Source organism: Mycobacterium sp. ZZG, from assembly GCF_054786995.1.
Genome location: NZ_JBTBFV010000010.1, coordinates 31,209 through 55,498, shown reverse-complemented (window position 1 = coordinate 55,498; position 24,290 = coordinate 31,209). Strand labels below are relative to the sequence as shown.

Sequence of the window (24,290 nt, the reverse complement as noted above, 5' to 3'; positions counted from 1 at the left end):
GGCGATGCGGTGTCTCAGTCCTGCTCCGGTGCCGGACCCGGCTCCGTCTCCGCGTCCGGCAGCTGGCCCACCAGATACTCGGCCAACCCGCCGATGGTCGGGTAGTCGAACACCGCGGTCGCGTTGATCGTGAACGCGCCGCCGAACTGACTGTGCAACCGGTTGCGCAGCTCGATGGCCATCAACGAGTCCGTGCCGAGGTCCAGGAACCGGCTGGACGCCGCGGGTGGCTGCGCCAACCGCAGGAAGTTCTGCACCTCGCGCTGCAGGAACTCGGTCACGAAACCGGCGCGCTGCGGCACCGGGATCTCCTGCAGCTGCCGCAGCAACTCGCTGTCCCCGGTCACCTCGCCCTCCGGGCGGGGCAGTACCAGGTCGAGGATCGGGGGCCGGGAACTGCCGAGCACCTTCGCCGCGCGCTGCCAGTTGGCCTTGAGCACCGCGGCCTGACCGGTTCCGTTGGCGACGACTTCGGCCAGCGCGCTCAGCGCCGCCGACGGCTCCAACGGGATCAAACCTTGAGCGGTGATGTTCGCCGTCGCCGCGTCGGAGGACGCCATGCCCCCCTGCGCCCAGGGGCCGAAGTTCACGCCGGTGGCTGGCAGGCCGTGCGCGCGCCGCTGCGCGACGAGGCCGTCGAGGAACGCGTTGGCCGTCGCGTAGTTGGCCTGGCCGGGGGACCCGAACACGCTGGACACCGACGACGACACGATGAAGAAGTCCAGGTCGTCCTCCCGCGTCAGGCGGTCCAGGTGATCAGCGCCGAAAGCTTTGGGCGCCAGCGTCTTCCGGAAGCGGTCCAGATCCTGCGCAGCGAGCAGCGCATCATCGAGCACACCGGCCAGATGTGCCACGCCCGCCAACGGCGGCAGTTCGGCGCGGATCCTCTCCAGCAGCGTCGCCACCTCGTGTTCGTCCCCGACGTCGGCGGTGAACACGTGTACGCGGCACTTGTGGCGGTCGACGATCTCGTCGATCACCTGCTGTGCGTCGGTGTCGGGTGCACGCCGGGACGTGAGCACGAGGTCGCCGGCTCCCAGGTGGGCCAGATGCGCCGCGGTGTGCAGACCGATCGCGCCGAGACCGCCGGTGATCAGGTAGCTGCGGTCGGCCCGCGGCTGCAGCGGCGCGGGAATCTGGCACACGATCTTGCCGATGTGGCGGGCCTGCTGCATACGGCGGAACGCGGCCCGGGCCTCGGTCAACGGGTAGACCTCGGCGGGCAGCGGCCGCCACTCGCCCCGCTCCAGGCCGTCGGACACCTCGGTCAGCAGCGTGCGGATGCGTTCCGGATCCTGCAGCGTGGTGACGTCGAGTGCGACGATCTCGTAGGAGATGTCGGGCCGGGCGGCAGCCATCTGCTCGGGTGTCCAGATGTCGCGTTTGGCGATCTCGGCGAAGCGACCGTTGCGCGCGGTGGCCCGCACCGTGGCCTCGATGAACCCTTCGTTGGTCAGGCTGTTGAGCACCACATCCACGCCGGCGCCGTCGGTGTCGTCCAGGATCTGGTCGGCGAAATCGGTGCTGCGCGAATCGTAGACGTACTGCACACCCATCCTGTGCAGGGTCGCCCGCTTGTAGGTGCTGGCGGTGGCGAACACGGTCGCGCCGTGCTGCTGGGCCATCTGGATGGCGGCCAGTCCGACCCCGCCGCTGGCGGCGTGGATGAGCACCCGGTCACCCGGTTTCAGCTGCGCCCAGTCGAACGCCAGCCGGGTGGTCAACGCTGCGGCGGGGATGGTGGCCGCCTCCACCGCGCCGACCCCGTCGGGGATCGGCGCCAGCAGTTGCGCCGGGACGTTGAAGCGGCTGGAGAACGCGCCCTGCATGAACCCGTAGACCCGCTGGCCCACGTCGAGTCCGGTGACGCCGCTGCCGAGTTGGGTCACCGTACCGGCGAAGTCGCCGCCGATCGGTCCCGGGTCGCCCGGGTACAGCCCCAGCACGTTGAGCACGTCGCGGAAGTTCAACCCCGCGGCCTCGACGCGCACCTGCACGTAACCTTCGGCAGGCGGCGGAACTTCGGTCTCGGTGAGCCGCAGGTTGTCGATCGCGCCGCGCTCGGTCGGAGCCAGCACGAAGTCCGCGGAGCGCGGCACCGTGAGGTGGCCGCTGCGCGACCACGGCAACAGCCGGGACGCCAGCAACTTCCCTTGGCGCACTGCGAGTTCCGGCTCGTCGACCGGTGCTGCCAGCAGGCCGGCCAGCGCACGCACCGCTTCCGGTGAACCGTCGCAGTCGACCAGCCGCCACCGCAGGCCGGGTTCCTCGTTGGCCGTGGTGCGTCCGAAGCCCCATAGTGCGGCCTGCACGGGGTCGACCGGCTCACCGGATTCACAGGCCACGGCCCGCTCGGTGACGACCCACAGCCCGCCGGGCAGCTTCACGCCGCCGTCCTGTGCGCCGCGTTGCAGCGTGTGCACCGCGCTGAGCAGGTGACCGATCTCGGCCTCGATCCGCGCCTGAACGTCGGCACTGGACTCACCGGCGCTCGCCGCGCTGCTGCGCCACACGACACCGGAGAACGGCACACCCTTCGCGTGTGCCTGGCTCAGCACCTCGCCCAGCGGTTCGGTATCGGTGTCGCGGTGCCACGCGATACAGCCGGGAACGGCGGAGGCCAGCTCGTCGAATCCGGCGATCAGCCAGGTGCCGGCCGGTGCGCCGGCATCGGCCGGCGCGGGCACCTCGTGCCAGCCCAGGGTGTAGAGCAGCCGGGTGGCGTCACCGCCGAGGCCGCGCAGCAGCGCCTCCCGCGGGGCGCGCTTGACGGTGAACTCGCGGATGCCGCCGAGGATGCGACCGTCCCGGTCGACGAAATCGAGGTCGAACACCTGGGTTTCGTTGTCCAGCGCCGCGGCGTGCCACCGGGCGCGGCAGTAGAACCGGCGCGGCATCTTGTCGCGCAGCACAACCTGCCCGTACCTCAACGGCAGGAACAGGTCGCTGACACCCTGCTCGGCGGCCAGCAGCGCCGGGAACGCCGGGAACGCGACGCCGGTGCACAGGTCCATCAGCACCGGGTGCATCGGTTCGGTGGCCAACTGTTCGGCGAGTTCCTCACCGACGAGGATGTCGCCGATCGCCTCACCGTCGCCGAGCCACAGCGACTTCAGCGAGCCCGACCAGGTCGGTCCCCAGGCCAGCTCCAGGTCGGCGAACGTTTCGAACAGCTCCTGGGGGCGCATGCGTTCCAGGCGCTCGATGGCCTCGTCGACCGGGTCGGAGTCCTGCCCGACCGGTTCGTCGTCGCCCATGCCGGCCGCGACGGTGCCCTCGGCGTTCAACGACCACTCGGCGTCGCGGACGCCGTAGGGCCGGCTGTGCACCTGGAACGTCCACGACCCGGCATCGGTCAGCGGGCGCAGGGTCAGCTGCACCTCACGGGAAGTCTTCTCCGGCAGGATGATCGGCTCGTAGAAGAAGACGTCCCTGGCGCGTGCCGGGGTGCCGACGGCGGCCAACGCCATCGCCGCGTACGTCGCGCCGGGAACCACGACGGTGCCGTAGATGACGTGGTCGGACAGCCATGGCTGCGATCTGACCGACAGCCTGCTGGTGTAGACGGTGTCACCCGAGGCCAGATCCTTGGCGCCGCCCAGGATCCCCGACGCCGCGGCACCGGTCCCGCCGTCGACGGCGAGCCCGCTCGTCCTCGGCCAGAACCGGCGGCGCTGGAAGGGGTAGGTGGGCAGTACCGGCCGGCGGGACGGGCGGCGGTGCAGCAGAGCGAAATCGGGCCGGTGACCGCCGACGTAGGCCGCGGCGAGCGCGTCGGAGATCTGCCGCCGATCATCGATGCCCTTACGCAGGGACACGATCGCCCGCGGCGCGGCCAGGTGCTCCGGCCATACCTGCACCGCGGCGCCGGTGAGCACCGGTTGCGGTCCGATCTCCATCAGCACGGTGGCGCCCAGTGCCGCCACCGTCCGCACGCTCTCCGCGAACTGCACGGGCTGGCGGGAATGCTTGCGCCAGTACTGCGCGTCGAGCGGGGTCTGGGCCGTCAGCACCGTCCCGGTGCGGTTGCACACCAGCGGCATGGTCGGCGTGGCGTATTCCAATCGCGAGGCGTAGGCCTCGAATTCGTCGAGCACAGGATCCAGCAGCTCGGAGTGGAAGGCGTGGCTGGTCTCCAGCCAGGTGCAGCGGATCCCGTCCTCGCTGAACCGGGAGACGATCTGTTCCAGCTCCTCAGCCGGGCCGGAGAGCACGGTGTTGGGTCCGTTGTAGGCGGCCACCGACACCCGCGCGAACACGGCGGCCTGTTCGACGCGGGTGGCGTCGGTGAACACCGCCACCATCCGGCCGCCGGTGGGGAGGCTGCCGAACATCCGGCCGCGTTCGGCCATCAGCCGCGAACCGTCGGTGAGGCTGAACACGCCGGCCACGCACGCGGCGGCGTACTGGCCGACACTGTGTCCCAGTACCACGTCGGGTTCGATTCCCCACGACTGCCACAGCCGGGCCAGGCCCATCTCCACGGCGAACAGCGCCGGCTGCGCGAACGACGTGTGCCGCAACCGTTCTCCGGCCTTTCCGCCGGTCTCCCGGTCGGTGGCGAACACGACCTCGGTCAGCGGCAGCGGCAGGATGTCTGCGACGGCCTCCACGCACGCCGTCACCGTCTCGGCGAAAACCGGCTCGGTGTCGAACAATTCGCGCGCCATGCCGGGGTACTGGCTACCCTGGCCGGTGAACAGCCACGCCGTCACCGGCCGATGGGTGTGCTCGCCGCGGACGACGCCCGGGCGCAGCCGGTTCTCGGCCAGCTCGGCCAGTCCCTGCCGGGCCGCGTCGACCGAATCCACCACCAGCGCGGCGCGCTGCTCGAAGTGGGAACGGCCCGTTCCGGCGGTCAGGCACACGTCGGCCAGGTCGGCCTCCGGATGGGCGCAGAGCCAGGACTGGTAGCGCTGCGCCAGGCTCACCAGAGCCTCCGGAGACCGCGCCGACAGTGGCAGCACGTGAACCGGTGCCTGCTCGGTGGTGCCCGGCTGCTCGTCGTCGATGACGGGTGCGGGCTGGGCGGGCGCCTCCTCGACGAGGACGTGCGCGTTGGTGCCGGTGAACCCGAAGGAGCTGACCCCGGCGCGGCGGGGCCGTCCGTCGGTCTCCCAGGGTGTCGGCTCGGCGACGACACGCACCGGCAGTGTGTCCCACGGGATGTGCGGTGACGGGTTGTCGAAGTGCAGGCTCTTCGGCAGCACCTGGTGCTGGAGGGACAACACGACCTTGATCAGACCCGCTGCGCCGGAGGCGGATTCGGTGTGCCCGATGTTGCTCTTGACCGATCCCATCAGCAGCGGCCGGTCCGCGTCGCGGGCGGCGCCGTAGGCGGCGGCTGCTGCTGCGACCTCGATGGGATCTCCCAGCGGGGTGCCGGTGCCGTGCGCCTCCAGATAGTCGACGTCGCCGCCGCTCAGCCCGGCCCGAGCCAGCGTGGCAGCGATGAGCCGTTGCTGCGCACCGCCGTTGGGCACGGTCAGACCGCTGGACGCGCCGTCCTGGTTGACCGCGCTGGCCGGGATGACCGCGCAGATCCGGTCGCCGTCACGCTCGGCGTCGCTGAGCCGCTTGAGGACCAGGATGCCGCAACCTTCGCTGCGCACATAGCCGTCGGCCGACGCGTCGAAGGTCTTGCACCGGCCGACCGGCGAGAGCATCCGTGCGCGGGACGCGGCGACCACCGTGACCGGGCTCAGCAGCACGTTCACACCGCCGGCCAGTGCCATGTCGCAGTCACCGGACTTCAGCGCCTGGCAGGCCTGGTGCACGGCGACCAGCGCCGAACTGCACGCGGTGTCGACCGCCACCGCGGGGCCTTCCAGACCCAGCGCGAACGCGACGCGGCCCGAGATCGCGTTGAGCGCGTTGCCGGTGATGAAGTGGGGTTCGATCTTGTCAATCGATTCCGCGGACAACAGGTGCGCGTACTCGTTGGCGGCGACACCGACGAATACGCCGGTTCTGCTGCCGCGCAACGCGGCCGGGGCGTACCCGGCTCGCTCCAAGCCCTCCCAGACGGTTTCGAGCATCAGCCGCTGCTGGGGTTCGATCCAGACCGCCTCGCGCGGGGAGATGCCGAAGAACTCGGGATCGAATCCGTCGATGCCGTCCAGGAATCCGCCGAAGCGGGTGTAGGTCTTTCCGGCCGCGTCCGGGTCGGGGTCGTAGTACTCGTCGATGTCGAACCGGTCCTCGGGAACCTCCCGGATCGCGTCGACCCCGCCGGCCAGCACCTCCCAGAACGCCTCCGGGTCGGGCGCACCCGGGAATCTGCACGACACCGCGACGATCGCGATGGGGTCGTCGGTGCGCGCCACCGCGGTGACCGGCAGCGGCGCCGCCTTGGTCTGCTCGGCGAGTCCGAGAACCTCACCGAGCAGGTAATCAGCCACGTCCGAGAGCCGGGGATGGTCCATCGCCAGCGTGGCGGGGATGTCCTTGCCCACGCCCTGCTCGATGCGGCGCCGCAGTTCGACCGCCATCAACGAGTCCATGCCCAGGTCGAAAAACCCGGCTTCCTCCCGGATCTCGGCGGCATCGACACGGGTGATCTCGGCGACCGCGTCGCGCAGATAGTCGGTGAGCAGCTTGCGGCGTTGCTGCACAGGCGCATTGGTGAGTCGCTCGACCAGCGGTGTGGTCCCGGAAGGGGTCAGTACCGGTACCGCGTCGGGCACCTCGCGCTCGAGCTCGGCGAGGAACGCCCGACGCCCGGTCTGCTGGTAGAGCGGCAGAAACCGGGCCCAGTCGATGCGCGCCACGACTCCCTGCACGCTGTCGGCCGACGTGGCGACATCGGCCAGGCCCGCCAGTGCGTCGGCGGGGGACAGCGTCCGGATGCCGCGCTGGTCCAGCCGCGCCCGGGACTGCGCATCGGCCATGCCCACCGACCACGGGCCGAAGTTGACGCTGAACCCGGTGATGCCCTGTTCGCGCAGGCGCCATGCCAGCCCGTCGAGGAACGCGTTGGCCGCGCCGTAGGCGGTCTGGCCGAAGCCGCCCCACACCGACGCGATCGAGGAGGTGCTGAGGAAGAAGTCCAGCCGCAGATCGGCCGCGGCTTCGCTCAGGTGCCAGGCCCCCCAGACCTTCCCGGCGAACACGCGGTCCACCTCGGCGTCGTCCAGGGTGCTCAGCGCAGTGGTGCCGACCTCCCCTGCCGCGTGCACGATGCCGGCCAGCGGCGGCAGTTCGGCGGCGATCGTGCCCAGCAGCCGGGCGACGTCGTGCGCGTCGGCGACGTCGGCGGTGAACACGCGCACCTCACAGGCGTGCTGTTCGCTCAGCGCGTCGATGCGGCGCTGCGCCTCCTCACCGGGGGCGCGGCGGCTGGTCAGCACCAGATGCCGGGCGCCGTGCGTGGCAAGGTATCCGGCGATCTCGAGACCGATCGAACCCAGGCCGCCGGTCACCAGGTAGGTGGCGTCGCCGCGCAGGTGCAGCGGCTGCCCGCCCGGCGCTGTGGTCCGGCGGACGAGCCGGGGCACGTAGAGCGCCTGGCCGCGCAGCGCCACCTGGTCTTCCCTGAGCGCGGTGTCGGGCACGGCCGACACCTGGTCGAGCAGACGGTGCCATTCCTCGGCAGAGCCTTCGCCCAGATCCGCCAGCCCGCCCCACAACTGCGGCAGCTCCAGCGCTGCGGCGCGGCCGAAGCCCCACAGCGCGGTCTGATCGGGTGCGACCGAGTCGGCGTCGAGGACACGTTGGCCGCCGCGGGTCACCAGCCAGATGGGGGTGCGTAGTTCGGCTGCGGCCGCGGCGCGGAACAGGCGGCGGGTGCCGCCGAGGATGCGGTGCTGCATCCGCAGCAGCGAGCGCATCGACGGTGCGGTGTCGGCGTCCAGCGCCGCGACGTGCAGGATCCGCAGCGGCGAATCCTCGGTTGCGGCCGCGCGGAATGCGTCGACGAGTTTGGTCTCCTCCGCGTCGGACATCGGAGGCGCGACGAAGCTGTGCTGGTGGCCACGCGCAGACAGCGCGTCGAGCAGCGGCCGGACTGTCTCGTTCTCCTCGCCGACCAGGATCCACGTGGCGGTGTCCCGGGAGGACGCGACCGCGGCGATGTCCCAGCGGATGTGGTAGCGGTCGTCGGCCACGGATTGCCCGGCGCGTTGCTGATTATGTTGTGCGGCAAGCCTGTTCAGTACATCGACGGTGTGGTCGTCGGGGGCCGGGCTGCCCAGCAGTGTCGCGAGTTCGTCGATGTGGCCGTCCTCGAGCAGGCGGACGGTCTCGGTGCGCGCGGCGGAGAACCGCGCCGCCTCGGGACGGTCCCGGTTCTCGGAGAACCAGTACTGGCGATGCTCGAACGGGTAGGTCGGCAGGTCGAGTTTGCGCGCGTGCGGGCGGCGCATTGCCCCGAAGTCGGGCAGGTGGCCCATCACGTAGGCGTCGGCGAGCGCTTCGGTGATCTGGCGGTGGTCTGCGGTGTTGCGCCGCAACGACGCGATCACGCGCGGGCTGGTGGCCGGGTCGGGCCAGGCGCCGAGCGCCGCGGCGGTCAGCACCGGGCGCGGTCCGATCTCCACAAGCGTCTTGCAGTTCAGCTCTGCCAGCGTGCGCACGCTCGCGGCGAACTGCACCGGCTGCCGGGCGTGCCTGCGCCAGTAGGCGCCGTCGAGTCGGACGCTGCGGCCCAGCGCCGCGCCGGTGCGGTTGTCGATCAGAATGCGCTGCGGCGCAGCGAAAGTGAACTGCTGCGCGTAGGACTCGAATTCGTCGAGGATCGGGTCGAGCAGTGCCGAGTGGAATGCGTGGCTGGTGTCCAGCCAGTCGCACCGCACGCCGTCGGCGGCCAGGCGTGCCACCGCCTGCTCCAGATCCGTGGCAGGACCGGACAATACGGTGTTGGCGCCGTTGTAGGCGGCGACCGAGAGGCTGGGGAACTCGTCGGTCACGGCCTCGACACGGTCGGCCGCGGTGAACACCGCGACCATGCGGCCGCCGGCGGGCAGGCTACCGAAGAGCCGTCCGCGTTCGGCCATCAGCAGGGCACCGTCGGTGAGGCTGAACACCCCGGCGACGCAGGCGGCCGAGTACTGGCCGACGCTGTGCCCGAGCACTACGTCCGGTTCCAGACCCCAGGACTGCCAGAGCCGGGCCAGACCCATCTCCACCGCGAACAGCGCCGGCTGGGCGTAACTCGTCTGCTGCAGCGCCTCTTCGGCCTCCGGGCTGTCGGCCGCGAAAATCACCTCCAGAAGCGGCTTTTCGAGCACATCGGCGACGGCATCCGCGCACTGACGCACGGTGTCGGCGAACACCGGCTCGGTGTCGAACAGCTCGCGGGCCATGCCCGGATACTGGCTGCCCTGACCGGTGAACAGCCACGCCGTCTTCGGCGCCTCGTAGGACTCACCCCGCACCAGGCCGGGGGCCGGGCGGTCGTCGGCCAGCGCGCCGAGCAGATCCACCGCGGAGTCCCGCGAGTCGGCCACCACGGCGGCCCGGTGCTCCAGGTGCGCCCGCGCCGCGCCGGCGGTGAAACACACGTCGGCCAGGGTGGCCTCCGGATGGTCCTGCAGCCAGCTGCGGTACCGCCCGGCCAGCGCCACCAACGCGGCGGGAGTGCGCGCCGACAGCGGCAGCACCCCGAACCGCTCCGGTTCGGGTACCGGCGCGGGTCCGGTGGTCTGATCCGGCGCCTCTTCGAGGATGACGTGGGCATTGGTGCCGGCGAAACCGAACGAACTGACCCCGGCGATGCGGGGCCTGCCGTCGGTCTCCCACGGCATGGTCTCGGTGACCACCTCCACGGCGAGCCGGTCCCACGGGATGTGCGGCGACGGGGTCTGGAAGTTCAGGTGTTTGGGCAGCGTCGCGTGTTCCAGCGCCAGCACGACCTTCAGCACGCCGGCGATGCCCGCCGCGGCCTCCAGGTGCCCGATGTTGGTCTTCGCCGAACCGATCAGCAGCGGACGTCCCGGTTCGCGTCCGCTCCCGAGCACCGCACCCGCGGCCTGGACCTCGATCGGGTCGCCCAGCGAGGTGCCGGTGCCGTGCGCCTCCAGGTAGCCCACCTCGCCGGGCTCGACGCCGGCGCGTCGAAGCGCGTCGGCGATAACCCGCTGCTGCGCAACACCATTGGGCACGGTCAGGCCGCCCGACGCGCCGTCCTGGTTCACCGCGCTGCCGCGGATCACCGCGCGGATCCGGTCACCGTCGGCCAAGGCGTCCTCGAGGCGCTTGATCACGATGACGCCGCAGCCCTCGCCGCGCACGTAGCCGTCGGCGGACGCGTCGAAGGTCTTGCACCGGCCGTCGGGGGCGAGCATGTGCGCGCTGGAGAACGTGATCATGGTGGCCGGGGTGAGCAGCACGTTCGCGCCGCCGGCCAGCGCGAGGTCGCATTCGCCGAGGCGCAGCGCCTGGCAGGCCTGGTGAATCGCCACCAACGACGAGCTGCACGCCGTGTCGACGGCGACGGCGGGTCCCTGCAGCCCCAGCCGGTAGCTGATCCGGCCCGCAGCGGCCGCGTTGGAGGTCCCGATGGCCATGTAGGCCTCGATCTCGGGATAGGTCAGCTCGTCGGAGGCCATCCCCAGGTAGTCGTGGGTGGCCAGCCCGACGAACACGCCGGTGTCGCTGTCGGCCAGCGAGGTCGGCGCGATGCCCGCGTGCTCGACGGCACGCCAGGCGGTCTCCAGCAGCATGCGGTGCTGCGGGTCCATCAGACGGACCTCGCGGGTCGACATGCCGAAGAACGGCGCGTCGAAGCCGGTGGCGTCGTCGACGAAGCCCGCGCGGCGGGTCACCACCTTGCCGGGGGTAGCGGGGTCCGGGTCGAAGAACTCGTCGACGTCCCAGCGGTCGCCCGGCACCTCCGAGATCGCGTCGCGACCCTCGCGCAGCACGTCCCAGTACTCGTCGGCGTCCGCGGCGCCGGGAAACCGCGCGGCGTAGCCGATGATCGCGAACCGTGGGGCCGGGTCGTTCCGTTGTCCACCGGAATCCATGCCGCTGACCTCCTTGCATCGACGGTGAAATGCGACCCTGCGGACACCTGTCGCGCGTGAAGACCCACTTCCCCCGTCGGACACTATGGCACGGACCCCCGCACAGTGTGCGGTTGCCGGCAGGGGATATGCCCTAGGCCGGCAACCACGGGCCGGGCCGGAGTATGTTGATCCGGCAACGGGCCGATTCCTTGATCTTGAGGCGGTCGGGCGGGAAGTATCGGGAGGGTCAAGTCTTGCGCATCGGCAAGATCACGGTTGGCGCACTTGACGAATGGTCGCTCAGCTCAGGGGCTGTCACGTCCTGGCATCCGACGGCCGCGGCGCTGGACAAGGCACGGCAGGCGCCGCGCAGCACCGTGCCGGTCAGCTACATGCAGGGCCAGCATCTGCGCAATTACTCTGAGCGCACCACCGCCGGGCTGACGTTCTCCCGCCAGATCATCGCCAGCTGCGAGGTGCCCGGCCAGTGCGACATCGCGGCGATGGACCATGCGGTGAACGCCTACCTGCGCCGCCACGACACTTTCCGTAGCTGGTTCGCGCCCGGTGAGGACGGGGGCTTCGTCCGGCATGCGCTTGAAGACCCCGCCGACATCGAGTTCGTGCCCGTCGATCACGGCACCATGACTGTCGATCAGATCCGCGACCACGTGGTGGCCATTCCGAGCCCACTGGAATGGGGCTGTTTCACGTTCGGGGTGATTCAGAACGACGGGCATTTCACATTCTTCGCCGCCATGGACCACGTCCACGGGGACGCCACGCTGATCGGCACCACCATGCTGGAGGCGAACGGCATGTATTCGGCGCTCAGCGGCGGCGGTCAGGCGCTGACACTTCCCGATGCCGGCAGTTTCGACGATTTCTGCGTCAGGGAGCGCGCACACACCTCGGAATTGACCCTGGATTCGCCCGAGGTGCAGGCCTGGATCGAATTCGCCGAGAACAATAATGGCGGATTCCCCGAATTCCCGCTTCCGTTGGGCAATCCGCTGGATTCGGTCCGCAGCGACATGACGTCGGAGATGCTGCTGGACGCGGCGCAGACCGAACGCTTCGAAGCCGCCTGCACCGCCGCAGGAGCGCGGTTCGTCGGCGGCCTGTTCGCAGGCCTGGCCCAGGTGGAGCACGAGCTGACCGGCGCGTTGACGTATTACGGCCTGACACCCCGGGATTCGCGTTCGGCGTCGGACAATTTCATGACTCAGGGCTGGTTCACCGGGCTGATCCCGATCACCATTCCGATCGGCGCGGCGTCGTTCGCCGAAGCCGCGTGGTCGGCGCAGACCGCATTCGACTCGAATCTGAACATGGCCAAGGTGCCGTATTACCGGGTACTGGAGTTGGCGCCGTGGCTGAAATGGCCGGAGCCCAATTTTCCGGTGTCGAATTTCCTGCACGGCGGCGCTGCCCCGCTCAACGCCATTCTTGCCGCCGGTGAGATGGGCCTGGCGAACAATATCGGCATCTATCCGGACGGCCGATTCTCTTATCAGCTGACCGTGTACATCTTCCGCTACGGCGAAGGCACGGCCATGGCGATCATGCATCCCGACAATCCGGTCGCCAGGAAATCTGTCACCCGTTACCTGCTGGCGATGAAGTCCGTGTGCGCGCTCGTCGCCGACACCGGGCACTGGGGGCGCGTCGCTTAGCGTGACAGCGGGAGTGAGGGCGATATGCGGCGGCGGGTAGCCGATGTGGTGGTGCGGTGGCCCTGGGCGGTGATCGGGGTCTGGGTCGCGCTGGCCCTTGCGCTGCCGATGTCGTTCCCGTCGCTGGGCGAGATGGCCGAGCGGCACCCGCTGGTGATCCTGCCCGCCGACGCGCCCTCGAGCGTCACGGCCCGCAAGATGGCCGAGGCGTTCCAGGAGCCGGGCTCGGACAACCTGCTCGTCGTCGCGTTCATCAACGAGGGCGGCCTGGAGCCTGCCGACGAGGTCACCTACCGCGAGGTGGTCGACGCACTGCGCGACCACGTCACCGACGTGGTGTCGGTGCAGGACTTCATCAGCACCCCCCAGCTGCGTCAGTTCCTGACCAGTGAGGACAAGACCACCTGGGTGCTGCCGGTCAGTCTGGAAGGGGAGCTCGGCACCCCGCGGGCGTTCGACTCCTTCAACCGGGTCGCCGACGTCGTCGAACACCACCTCGGCGACGGGCCCCTGGAGGTGCATCTGACCGGTCCCGCGGCCACGGTCGCCGACCTCACCGTCGCCGGTGAACAGGACCGACTGCCCATCGAGATCGCGATCGCGGTGCTGGTGCTGGGTGTGCTGCTGCTGGTGTACCGCAGCGCGGTCACCATGCTGCTGCCGCTGGTGACCATCGGGTCGTCGCTGTTGATCGCCCAGGGCGTGGTGGCCGGGTACTCGGAGCTGACCGGCTCGGGGGTGTCCAACCAGTCCATCGTGTTCCTGAGCGCGATCATGGCCGGGGCGGGCACCGACTACGCGGTGTTCATGATCAGCCGCTATCACGACTTCCTGCGGTCGGGCGCCGATTTCGACGACGCGGTGAAGTCGGCGATGGTCTCCATCGGCAAGGTCATCACCGCCTCCGCGGCGACCGTGGGCATCACCTTCCTGGTCATGAACTTCGCGCAGATGGGCGTGTTCAAGACGATCGGGGTGGCGGCGGCGATCGGCGTCGGCGTCGCGTATCTGGCCGGGATGACGCTGCTGCCCGCGATCCTCGTGCTGGCGGGGCCGCGCGGCTGGGTCAAGCCGCGCCGGGAACTCACCACGCAGTGGTGGCGGCGGTCCGGTATCCGGATCGTGCGCCGGCCGGTGCCGCATCTGGTCGCCAGCGTCCTGGTGCTCCTGCTGCTGGCGGGCTGTGCGATCTTCGCGCAGTTCAACTACGACGACCGCAAAGCGGTCTCGGCGTCGGCGCCGAGCTCGATCGGCTACGCCGCGCTGGAGCGGCACTTCCCGATCAGCCAGTCCATCCCGCAGTACATCCTGGTGCAGTCGCCGCGCGACCTTCGCAGCCCGCAGGCACTGGCGGATCTGGAGCAGATGGCCTCGCGTATCGCGCAACTGCCGGACATCGGGCTGGTCAGCGGTGTCACCCGGCCGCTCGGCGAGGTCCCGGCCGAGTTCCGGGCCACCTTCCAGGCCGGCATCGTCGGGGACCGGTTGGCCGCGGGCTCGGCCCAGATCGGCGAGCGCACCGACGACCTCAACACGCTGGCCGACGGCGCCACCACGCTGGCCGACACCCTCGGGGACGTACGCGCCCAGGTCGACAGGATCGCACCGAGCCTGCAGACGCTGCTCGACGCGGTCACCAAGGTGCGCGTCGAGTACGGCGGCGAGCGGCTGGTCCGCGACGTCGAGACCGCGGCCAAGCTGGTTCAGAGCGTCAACGAGCTCGGGCTGTCGATGGGCATCAACGTCGCCGCGGTGCGGGACATGTTCGGCTGGATCGGCCCGGTCCTGATGGCGCTGAACGGCAACGCGGTCTGCGACGCGAACCCGTCGTGCGTCAACACCCGCATGCAGTTCCAGCGGCTGATGGACGCGCGCGAGGACGGCCGGCTCGAGCGGATCAACACCCTGGCCGGAGATCTGGAGGGGCTGGACGACCGGCAGTCGCTGAACGCGACGGTCGCGACGCTGAACTCCGCGATGACCAACATCGTCAAAGCCGTCGACGAGCTGGGCCTGGACTCGCCGAGCGGCGCGCAGACCGGTCTGCGCGATGTCCGGCAGGGCGCCGACCGGCTGGCCAGCGGGAGCCGGCAGGTGGCCGGCGGTGTCGACGAACTCGTCGAGCAGGTGAAGGTGATGGCCGCCGGCCTGGACCAGGCGTCGACGTTCCTGCTGACGATGCGCAACGACGCGGCGGCCTCGTCGATGGCCGGGTTCAACATCCCGGCCGAGGTGCTGGGCGCGGTGGAGTTCCAGAAGGCCGCCGAGGCGTTCATCTCCCCGGACGGCCACTCGGTGCGGTACCTGGTGCAGACCGAGCTCAACCCGTTCAGCCCCGATGCGATGGATCAGGTCAACGCCATCAGCGACATCGCCCGGGGCGCACAGCCGAACACCACCCTGGCCGACGCGACGATCTCGATGGGCGGCTTCCCCGCCGCGCTGCGCGACACCCGCGACTACTACGAACGCGACATCCGGTTCATCATCATCGTCACCCTGATCGTGGTGCTGTTGACGTTGGCCGTGCTGCTGAGGTCGGTCATCGCCCCGCTGTATCTGGTCGGTTCGGTCGTGGTGTCGTACTTCGCGGCGATCGGCATCGGGGTGCTGGTGTTCCAGATGCTGCTCGGACAGCAATTGCACTGGAGCGTGCCGCCGTTGGCGTTCGTGGTGCTCGTCGCGGTGGGCGCCGACTACAACATGCTGTTCGTGTCGCGGCTGCGCGACGAGTCCCCGCACAGCGTGCGCTACGGCGTGATCCGCACCCTGAGTTCCACCGGCGGGGTGATCACCGCGGCGGGGCTGATCTTCGCCGCTTCCATGGCAGGGCTGCTGTTCGCCAGCATCGGCATCGTCGTCCAGGGCGGTTTCGTGATCGGGGTCGGGATCCTGCTGGACACCTTCGTGGTCCGCACCATCACGGTGCCGGCCATCGCCGCCCTGGTCGGGCGTGCGAACTGGTGGCCGTCGCGGGTGACCGAGCCCCGAAACGACCGGGTCGGTGCGCATGGGTGAGGTGTGTGAAACTACGACTCGTGCCGGCCGCGGACCCGATGTGACCTCGTCGACCATCCTGTCGATGCTGCACGGACGCGCCAGCATGCGCCCCGACGACATCGCCTTCACCTTCACCGACTATCTCGACGATCCGGGCGGGGTGCCCGAGAGCCTGACGTGGTCGCAGCTGGCCCGGCGCACCATCGCCGTGGCCGCGGCGATCCGCCGCCACGGCGCGGTCGGTGACCGCGCCGTGATCCTGGCCCCACAGGGGCTGGACTACATCCTGGGGTTCCTCGGCGCCATGCAGGCCGGGCTGGTCGCGGTCCCGCTGCCGCTGCCGCACCGCGGATCCACCGACGACCGGCTGGGGCCGATCCTCGCCGACACCGAACCGGCGGTCGTGCTGACCACCGCGGCGGTCGCCGATGACGTGGCCGACCACCTCACCCGGTCACCGCGGCAGGCGGCGCCGACCGTCGTCGAGGTCGACGCCCCGGCTCTAGCCGCCGTCGCCGCCAACGCCCTCGAAACCGTCGAAACCGTTGCACTGCAGGATATTCCGAGCATCGCCTACCTGCAGTACAGCTCTGGCTCCACCCGTCGGCCGACCGGCGTGATGATCTCGCACCGCAACCTGACGGTGAACTTCGAGCAGCTGATGCGCAGTTTCTTCGCGCGGGCCCCGCTGCCGCCGGACGCCACGCTCGTGTCGTGGCTGCCCTTCTACCACGACATGGGCCTGGTGCTGGGTGTGTGCGCACCGATCCTGTGCGGCCGCCGCGCCGAGCTGACCAGCCCGGTCGCATTTCTGGAGCGGCCGGCCCGCTGGGTGCGCGCGCTGGCCGAGAACCCGCACGCGTGGTCCTCCGCCCCGAACTTCGCGTTCGACCTGGCGGCCCGCAAGACCAGCGACGACGATCTGGCCGGACTGGACCTGGGCGGGGTGGTGGGCATCATCAGCGGCGCCGAACGCGTCGAGCCGGCGACGCTGCACCGCTTCGTGGATCGGTTCGCGCACTTCAATTTCCGTGACCACATGATGCGCCCGGCCTACGGTCTGGCCGAGGCGACGGTGTTCGTCGCGACGAGCACCTGGAACGAGGCCGCGCCCGCGTCGTACTTCGACGCCGCCGAACTGGGTGCGGGCCGGGTGCTGCCGTGCGCGCCCCGGCGCGGCCCGTCCGCCGGAAAGGTCACCGCTCTGGTCGAGTACCAGGTGCCGGCGTCCCCGTCGCTGCGCATCGTCGACCCCGAGACCCGCCGCGAATGCCCGCCGGACGTCATCGGTGAGATCTGGGTGCACGGCGACAACGTCGCCGAGGGCTACTGGCGCGAACCGCCCGCCGGACAGGACGTCTTCGGCGCCGCGATCGTCGACCCGTCGCCGGGTACCGCCGACGCGCCCTGGCTGCGCACCGGCGATCTGGGCTTCCTCCACGACGGAGGACTGTTCATCGTGGGCCGGATCAAGGATCTGCTGATCATCCGCGGCCGCAACCACTATCCGGAGGACATCGAGGCCACGGTGCAGGCGATCACCCGCGGCCGGGTCGCCGCGATCTCGGTGCCGGTGCGCAGCACAGAGGAGCTGGTCACCGTGATCGAACTCAAGCAGCCCGCCGACCGCGACGAGCACGCCACCCGCCGGCTCGGTGAGGTCAAGAGTGAGGTCACCGCCGCGATCTCCAACGCCCACGGCCTCAGCGTCGCCGATCTCGTGCTGGTGCCGTCCGGGTCGATCCCCACCACCACGAGCGGCAAGATCCGCCGCGCCGCATGCGCCGAGCAGTACCGCCAGGACCAGTTCGTCCGGCTGGACGCCTGAGGGGCATGAGTTTGCGGAGTAAGGTCTCGGGGCAGGGCAGTCGAACGGGCGGGGGTGTGTGACCGACACATGAAGCGACTACTCGCGTTCGGCACCGCGCTGACCACCCTGGGCGCCGCAGGATGTCTCGGGTTCGGTATCGCATCCGCCGACGAGAACCCGCCACCCACACCGCCCGTCGCGGGTACCGCCCCGCCGATCGGCACGCCGGGCCGGGCCTACGCGCTGGGCGGCGCACACGTGCTCGGTATCCCGTACGACGAATACATCATGCGCACGGGCGCGGACTGGTTCCCGGGTCTCGACCGGCAGATCGTCGACTATCCCGCCGGTCAGGTGCAGGGCCACACGCTGGAACGGCTGTTCCCGGGCATCGGTGCATTCGGGGACCGCGTTGCGCCCGGACTCGGGCTCGACGGCCCCAGCGTCGGTGAGTCGGTCGACGTGGGCTCGCCCGACACCATCGCCGCGATCCGGCAGGGCGGGCGTGGCACCGCGATCGGACTGTCCGAGGGCGCGATGGTCCTCAACGACGTGCAGGCCCGGCTCGCCTACGACCCGGCCGCTCCGCCCCCGGACCAGTTGAGCTTCGCGATGTACGGCGACCCGGTGGCGCGGCACGCGTTCGGCGAGAGCTTCCTGACCCAGAACTTCCCGGTCGGCAGCGTCGTCCCCTCGCTCGACTACCGGATCCCGCCACCGGTGGAAAGTCAGTACGACACCTACCAGTTTGTGTCCGCGTACGACAGCATCGCCGACTGGCCCGACCGGCCCGACAACTGGATCTCGGTAGCCAACGCGATCGTCGGCCTGGCCACCGGGCACACCGCGGTCGCGTTCACCAAGCCGAGCATGGTGCCGCCACAGAACATCAGGACCACCGTCAACTCCCGGGGCGCGAAGACCACGACGTACCTGATCCCCGAGGAGCATCTTCCGCTCGTGCTGCCGTTCAAGTACCTCGGCGTCCCAAAGGACACGCTGATCGAGCTCGACCGGGTGCTCAAGCCGTACGTGGATTCCGGCTATTCACGGCACGACGACCCGCTGACCGCACCCGTCACGGTCGATCCGGTCAACGGCTACGATCCGGCCGAGGTCACCGCTCCGGCCACCCAGGCCGCGTTCGGCGGCGGCGCGGACCCGGTCTCGCAGTTGCTGTCCGGGCTGCAGTACGTGCTCAACAACCCGCCGTAACCGCTAGAGAGCGGTGAGCCCGACCGCGAGCAGCACCCCGCCGACCGCGGCCAGCAGCACGGACACTCCGCGGCGGCCCTGCGCCCGCAGCCACCCGTACAGCGCCGACAGCGCCGCGCGGGTACGGTCCGGGGCGATCAGATGGCACAGCAGTGGGATCTCCACCAGCGCGAGCGCCACCACGTTGAACGCGATCAGCGCGCCGAACTGCACCCCGGCCGCGGCTCCCGAGGCGACGATCAGCGCCAGCGCGGCCAGATAGTCCACCGAGGGCAGCGCCAGGCCCAGTCCCGCGACGCCCGCCGTCCACAGGGAGCGGCCCTCCAGCAGTCGGCGGGCCCGGATCGCCAGCGGCGCGAAACGTCCCCCGGAGCTGCCGTCGCCGCGGCCCCCGCCAAGCACCCCGACGGCCACCAGTGCGGCGTTGAGCAGCAGGATCGCTCCGACCACGATCTGCACCCTCGGCAGCGTGAAATGCGCCGAGTCCAGCGCCGGGCGCAGCACGAACAGCACGACCACCCCCACCGCGGTGCCCATGGCGAAACCGCCACCGAGGAGCGCGAGCAGCTGCAGGGCCGGCCGCGGCCGGTTGATCATCAGCACCGTCATCCCGATCCGGAACGGCTCCAGGCTCACCGCGACGGCCATCAGCAGGAGCGGGAACCACATGAGGGGCGACGTTACCGCGCCGACACCCGAACCCGACTTACGTTCAGACCGATTGCAACGCTTGCCTGCTCGTCACGCTGTGACCGGCCGTTTTGCCGTCACCCCGACGTGGCCGCGACGCACCGGCGCGTGGGAGGATGGGGGACGATGAGCTCAGAAACCCATCCGGACGACAAGCTCGACCCGACCGCGCTGCGCGACGCGTTCGGGCATTTCCCGTCCGGAGTCATCGCCGTCGCGGCCGAGGTGGACGGTGTGCGCGTGGGTCTGGCGGCGAGCACCTTCGTGCCGGTCTCACTCGACCCGCCGCTGGTGTCGTTCTGTGTGCAGAACTCGTCGACGACCTGGCCCAAGCTCAAGGATCTGCCTTACTTAGGGATCAGCGTGCTCGGCGAGGCCCACGACACGGCCGCGCGCACGCTGGCCGCCAAGACCGGTGATCGGTTCGCCGGGCTGGAGACGGCGTCGACCGAGCGAGGCGCGGTGTTCATCCACGGCACCAGCGTGTGGCTGGAGAGCAGGATCGAACAACTGGTGCCGGCCGGGGATCACACCATCGTGGTGCTGCAGGTCAGCGACATCACGGTGAATCCCGAGGTGCCGCCGATCGTGTTCCACCGCAGCACGTTCCGCCGGCTGGACGCCTGACGGGACGCAGCCCGGCGGTCGGCGCCCGCGGGTCAGGGACGGGCGGCGAGTTCGTCCCGGTAGTGCCGGACGCGCTGGTCGAGTTCGGCGGCATCGGCGGATCGGCCCTCCTTGCGGGCCAGTTCGGCGCGGATGCTGATTTCGCGGATCGCGGTGCGAATTTCGTTGATGCTGCAAGGCTCGCGAAGCGACATCGGAGCTGCCTTTCGTCGATGATTGGCTGCTTAGCCGAAGGGTACCCCCGGAACCTGGAGATGCACCACGGATCAGGCGGCGTGCACGTCCCGCAGCCCCACCGCGTTGCGCAGGCCGGAGCAGTTCACGCAGCCCACGCAGCCGATGCAGTCCTCGCAGTCGACGCAGCCCACGCACACCTTGCAACGGACGCAGGCGACACAGGCCAGGCACGCCAGGCATTTCGAGCACGCGATCGACAGCACCACCAGGATGCTGTTGGCGACGGCCGCGCTGCCCGCGGTCGCGATCGACTGGGCGATCGCCGCGCTGCCCGCCGTGGCGATGGAGTTGGCGACGGCCGCGCTGCCCACGGTCGCGATCGACCCCGCCACCCCGGCGCTCCCCGCGGTCGCGACGGAGCCGGCCACGACAGCACTGCTGTGGGTCGCCACAGATCCCGCGACGACGCAACTGTTTTCGGTCCGCAAAGAACGGACGACGGCGTCCGATGCGCCCTCGAGCGTGTTCATCGCGGTCTTCTGCTCTTCGCGCAAGCGCTCATCGCGGTCTTCTGCTCTTCGCGCAAGCGCTCATCGCCGCCGGAACAGCTTGTCGCCCAGCCACACCAGCGGGTCGTACTTGCGGTCGGCGACGCGTTCCTTCATCGGGATCAGCGCATTGTCGGTGATCTTGATGTGTTCGGGGCACACCTCGGTGCAGCACTTGGTGATGTTGCAGAGTCCCAGCCCGTTCTCGTCCTGGGCTTCCTGGGCGCGGCCGTCGTGGGTGTCGAGCGGATGCATGTCCAGCTCAGCCTGCCGCATCAGATATCGCGGACCCGCGTACGCCTGCTTGTTCTCCTCGTGATCACGGATCACGTGGCACACGTTCTGGCACAGGAAGCACTCGATGCACTTGCGGAACTCCTGCGAGCGGTTCACGTCCTCCTGGGCCATCCGGTACTCACCCGGCTGCAGATCTTTCGGTGGAGCGAAAGCGGGGATCTCCCTGGCCTTCTCGTAGTTGAACGACACGTCGGTGACCAGGTCGCGCATCACCGGGAAGGTGCGCAGCGGCGTGACGGTGACAACCTCGTTTTCACCGAACGTCGACATCCGGGTCATGCACATCAACCGCGGACGGCCGTTGATCTCCGCCGAACACGATCCGCACTTGCCGGCCTTGCAGTTCCACCGCACCGCAAGATCCGGGGTCTGGGTGGCCTGCAGCCGGTGGATGATGTCGAGCACCACTTCGCCCTCGTTGACCTCGACGGTGTAGTCCTGCAGCCCGCCACCGGTGTCGTCGCCGCGCCAGACCCGAAGCTGTGCGTTGTAGGCAGCCATGATCAGCCCTTCCGTTGCGGGTACTCGGCCAATTCTTCGGGGGTGAAGTACTTTTCCAGCTCCGAAAGCTCGAACGTGGCGAGCAGATCCGGCCGCATCGGCGGCTGCAGCTCGACCTCGACCGAGATGTCCGGGATCACCGGGTCACCAGGCTCGTCCCCGCCGCCGACGGTCTTGCAGACCAGCAGCTTTCTACGCCAGTTCGGGTCCATCTGCGGGAAGTCGTCGCGGGTGTGCCCACCTCGGCTCTCGGTGCGCTGCAGCGCCGCCTTGGCCACGCACTCACTGACCAGCAGCATGTTGCGCATGTCGATGGCCAGATGCCAGCCCGGGTTGAAGATGCGGCCACCCTCGACGACCACGTTCTGGTAGCGCTTCTTCAACTCGGCGATCCTTACCAGCGCCTCTTCGAGTTCGTTCTGCTTGCGGATGATGCCGGCCAGGTCGTTCATCGACTCCTGGAGTTCGGCGTGCAGCGTGTAGGGGTTCTCGGCGTTGTCCTTGGGTTCGAACGGCGACAGCGCGAGCTTCTCGGCCCGCTCCAGCGCCGCATCCGAGACCGTCGGCCGGTTGTCCAGCGCCCGGACGTAGTCGGCGGCCCCGAGTCCGGCACGGCGGCCGAACACCAGCAGGTCCGACAACGAGTTGCCGCCGAGTCGGTTGGAGCCGTGCATGCCGCCGGAGCACTCGCCCGCGGCGAACAGCCCCGGCGTGGCGGCGCCGGCGCTGTCCGGGTCGACCTCGATACCGCCCATCACGTAGTGACAGGTCGGGCCGACTTCCATCTCGTCCTTGGTGATGTCGACCTCGGCCAGCTCGATGAACTGGTGGTACATCGACGGCAGCCGACGCTTGATCTCCTCGGCGGGCATGCGCGACGCGATGTCGAGGTACACACCGCCGTGCGGGGTTCCGCGGCCCGCCTTCACCTCTTCGTTGATCGCACGGGCCACCTCGTCGCGCGGCAGCAGATCAGGGGTGCGCCGCGCGGAGTCGTTGTCCTTGAGCCACTGGTCGGCTTCTTCTTCGGTCTCGGCGTACTGACCCTTGAACACGTCCGGGATGTAGTCGAACATGAAGCGCTTGCCCTCGGAGTTCTTCAGAACCCCGCCGTCGCCGCGCACACCTTCGGTGACGAGGATGCCCTTCACCGACAGTGGCCAGACCATGCCGGTGGGATGGAACTGGATGAACTCCATGTTGATCAGCCCCGAGCCGGCGCGCAGCGCCAGTGCGTGCCCGTCGCCGGTGTATTCCCAGGAGTTCGACGACACCTTGTACGACTTGCCGATGCCACCGGTGGCCAGCACGATCGCCGGAGCCTCGAACAGCACGAACTTGCCGGTCTCGCGGTAGTAACCGAACGCGCCGGCCACGCGGTCGCCGTCTTTGATGATCTCCGTGATCGAGGCTTCGTGGAACACCCGGATCCTGGCGTCATAGTCGCCCAGCTCGCGCTTGTCCTCCTGCTGCAGCGACACGATCTTCTGCTGCAGCGTGCGGATGATCTCCAGGCCTGTGCGGTCACCGACGTGGGCCAGCCGCGGGTAGGTGTGCCCGCCGAAGTTGCGCTGGCTGATCCGGCCGTCCTTGGTGCGGTCGAACAGCGCACCGTAGGTTTCCAGCTCCCAGACCCGGTCGGGTGCTTCCTGAGCGTGCAGTTCGGCCATGCGCCAGTTGTTGAGGAACTTGCCGCCGCGCATCGTGTCACCGAAGTGCACCTGCCAGCTGTCCTTGGTGTTGACGTTACGCATGGCGGCCGCGCAGCCACCTTCGGCCATCACGGTGTGGGCCTTGCCGAACAGCGACTTGGTCACCACGGCGACGCGTAGACCCCGCTCCCTTGCCTCGATCACCGCGCGCAGCCCGGCGCCGCCGGCCCCGATCACGACGACGTCGTACTCGTGCCGTTCCAGGTCACCCATTCACAATCCTCACTGTGTTTCCGAATTAAGTTGTCAGCCGATGAATCTGGGGTCGGGGAACCATCCCGCGGAGACGGCCATGACGTAGAAGTCCGTGAACATCAGCGTGCCCAGCGTGATCCACGCGTACGTCTTGTGCCGGACGTTGAGCCTGCTGATCTGCGTCCACATCCAGTACCGCACCGGATGTTTGGAGAAGTGCTTGAGACGGCCGCCCGCGATGTGCCGGCAGGAGTGGCACGACAACGTGTAGGTCCAGAGCAGAATCACGTTGATCAGCAGCACGAGGTTGCCCAGACCGAAACCGAAACCGCCGCCGGGCTTGTGGAACGCGATGATCGCGTCGTAGGTGTTGATCACCGAGATGATCGCGGCGATGTAGAAGAAGTAGCGGTGGGTGTTCTGGATGATCAGGGGCATGCGCGTTTCGCCGGTGTACTTGGCATGCGGCTCGGCCACCGCGCACGCCGTCGGCGACTGCCACACCGACCGGTAGTAGGCGCCGCGGTAGTAGTAACACGTGAGCCGGAACAGCAGCAGGAACGGCAGGGACAGCGCCGCGTACGGCAGGATCGGCCAGTCGGGCAGGAACTGGCCGAAGTGGCTGGCCTCCGGGATGCAGCCGGTCGACACACACGGCGAGTAGAACGGCGTGAGGTATCCGTACTCCTCGACGTAGTACCACCTCTGCATGAACGCCCGCACCGTCGCGTAGATGATGAACGCGGCGAAGCCCAGGTTCACGATCAGCGGCGACATCCACCACCGGTCGGTCCGAAGCGTGCGCTGCGGAATCTGGGCACGGCCAGGCGAGAAGACGCCGGTCGCTCTGCGGTCGGCGGTGGGTGCGCTCACGGTTACCTTTCGATGAAGTTGTG

The 24,290-nt window shown here is 69.3% G+C and carries 12 protein-coding genes; 5 read left to right on the top strand and 7 right to left on the bottom strand.

The genetic code is table 11. The annotated features are described in order from the left end of the window. Window positions 1–14: 14 nt before the first annotated feature. Entirely contained in the window at window positions 15–10,964 is a 10,950-nt protein-coding gene (locus tag ACXMYJ_RS08665; RefSeq protein ID WP_460355436.1) for a type I polyketide synthase, read from the bottom strand. Between the two features lie 236 nt (window positions 10,965–11,200). On the opposite strand from ACXMYJ_RS08665, the gene ACXMYJ_RS08660 reads away from it, so the two are divergent. The 4 genes from ACXMYJ_RS08660 (at window position 11,201) to pe (ending at window position 18,647) form a co-directional block, all read left to right on the top strand. Beyond that, a complete protein-coding gene (locus ACXMYJ_RS08660; RefSeq protein WP_460355433.1) occupies window positions 11,201–12,622 on the top strand; it encodes a condensation domain-containing protein in 1,422 nt (473 codons plus the stop codon). Window positions 12,623–12,646: 24 nt separating this feature from the next. Beyond that, the gene (locus ACXMYJ_RS08655; RefSeq protein WP_460355430.1) at window positions 12,647–15,640 is read left to right on the top strand and encodes an MMPL/RND family transporter; all 2,994 of its coding nucleotides are present in this window, start codon (window positions 12,647–12,649) and stop codon (window positions 15,638–15,640) included. Window positions 15,641–15,680: 40 nt separating this feature from the next. Next, the gene (locus tag ACXMYJ_RS08650; protein WP_460355428.1) at window positions 15,681–17,450 is read left to right on the top strand and encodes an AMP-binding protein; all 1,770 of its coding nucleotides are present in this window, start codon (window positions 15,681–15,683) and stop codon (window positions 17,448–17,450) included. A gap of 69 nt (window positions 17,451–17,519) precedes the next feature. Then, the gene (gene pe / locus ACXMYJ_RS08645) at window positions 17,520–18,647 is read left to right on the top strand and encodes an acyltransferase PE (RefSeq protein WP_443187555.1); all 1,128 of its coding nucleotides are present in this window, start codon (window positions 17,520–17,522) and stop codon (window positions 18,645–18,647) included. Between the two features lie 3 nt (window positions 18,648–18,650). Here pe and ACXMYJ_RS08640 read toward each other — a convergent pair whose 3' ends face one another. After that, window positions 18,651–19,316, bottom strand: coding sequence for a GAP family protein (locus ACXMYJ_RS08640; RefSeq protein WP_460355424.1), 666 nt, complete (start codon window positions 19,314–19,316; stop codon window positions 18,651–18,653). Between the two features lie 147 nt (window positions 19,317–19,463). Here ACXMYJ_RS08640 and ACXMYJ_RS08635 point away from each other — a divergent pair, with 147 nt between their 5' ends. Next, the gene (locus ACXMYJ_RS08635; RefSeq protein ID WP_260756370.1) at window positions 19,464–19,964 is read left to right on the top strand and encodes a flavin reductase family protein; all 501 of its coding nucleotides are present in this window, start codon (window positions 19,464–19,466) and stop codon (window positions 19,962–19,964) included. A gap of 32 nt (window positions 19,965–19,996) precedes the next feature. On the opposite strand, the gene ACXMYJ_RS08630 is transcribed toward ACXMYJ_RS08635, so the two are convergent. The 5 genes from ACXMYJ_RS08630 to ACXMYJ_RS08610 form a co-directional block, all read right to left on the bottom strand. After that, on the bottom strand, window positions 19,997–20,158 hold the full coding sequence (locus tag ACXMYJ_RS08630; protein ID WP_260756371.1) for a hypothetical protein: 162 nt from the start codon (window positions 20,156–20,158) through the stop codon (window positions 19,997–19,999). A 72-nt stretch (window positions 20,159–20,230) separates the two neighbouring features. Next, window positions 20,231–20,671: a hypothetical protein gene (locus ACXMYJ_RS08625; RefSeq protein WP_443187557.1), complete on the bottom strand. Its 441-nt coding sequence runs from the start codon at window positions 20,669–20,671 to the stop codon at window positions 20,231–20,233. Between the two features lie 60 nt (window positions 20,672–20,731). Further along, window positions 20,732–21,487 (bottom strand): succinate dehydrogenase/fumarate reductase iron-sulfur subunit, encoded by a 756-nt coding sequence (locus ACXMYJ_RS08620; RefSeq protein WP_443187558.1) that lies wholly within the window; start codon window positions 21,485–21,487, stop codon window positions 20,732–20,734. A 2-nt stretch (window positions 21,488–21,489) separates the two neighbouring features. After that, on the bottom strand, window positions 21,490–23,412 hold the full coding sequence (locus tag ACXMYJ_RS08615) for a fumarate reductase/succinate dehydrogenase flavoprotein subunit (protein ID WP_260756373.1): 1,923 nt from the start codon (window positions 23,410–23,412) through the stop codon (window positions 21,490–21,492). 33 nt (window positions 23,413–23,445) lie between these two features. After that, entirely contained in the window at window positions 23,446–24,267 is an 822-nt protein-coding gene (locus ACXMYJ_RS08610) for a hypothetical protein (protein WP_260756374.1), read from the bottom strand. Window positions 24,268–24,290 lie beyond the last annotated feature (23 nt).

Bases quoted from the DNA above. Each gene is read 5' to 3' on its own strand.
- pe (WP_443187555.1), top strand. From the start codon at position 17,520: ATGAAGCGACTACTCGCGTTCGGCACCGCGCTGACCACCCTGGGCGCC.
- ACXMYJ_RS08630 (WP_260756371.1), bottom strand. From the start codon at position 20,158: ATGTCGCTTCGCGAGCCTTGCAGCATCAACGAAATTCGCACCGCGATC.
- ACXMYJ_RS08655 (WP_460355430.1), top strand. From the start codon at position 12,647: ATGCGGCGGCGGGTAGCCGATGTGGTGGTGCGGTGGCCCTGGGCGGTG.
- ACXMYJ_RS08665 (WP_460355436.1), bottom strand. From the start codon at position 10,964: ATGGATTCCGGTGGACAACGGAACGACCCGGCCCCACGGTTCGCGATC.
- ACXMYJ_RS08635 (WP_260756370.1), top strand. From the start codon at position 19,464: ATGAGCTCAGAAACCCATCCGGACGACAAGCTCGACCCGACCGCGCTG.
- ACXMYJ_RS08620 (WP_443187558.1), bottom strand. From the start codon at position 21,487: ATGGCTGCCTACAACGCACAGCTTCGGGTCTGGCGCGGCGACGACACC.
- ACXMYJ_RS08615 (WP_260756373.1), bottom strand. From the start codon at position 23,412: ATGGGTGACCTGGAACGGCACGAGTACGACGTCGTCGTGATCGGGGCC.
- ACXMYJ_RS08625 (WP_443187557.1), bottom strand. From the start codon at position 20,671: ATGAACACGCTCGAGGGCGCATCGGACGCCGTCGTCCGTTCTTTGCGG.
- ACXMYJ_RS08640 (WP_460355424.1), bottom strand. From the start codon at position 19,316: ATGTGGTTCCCGCTCCTGCTGATGGCCGTCGCGGTGAGCCTGGAGCCG.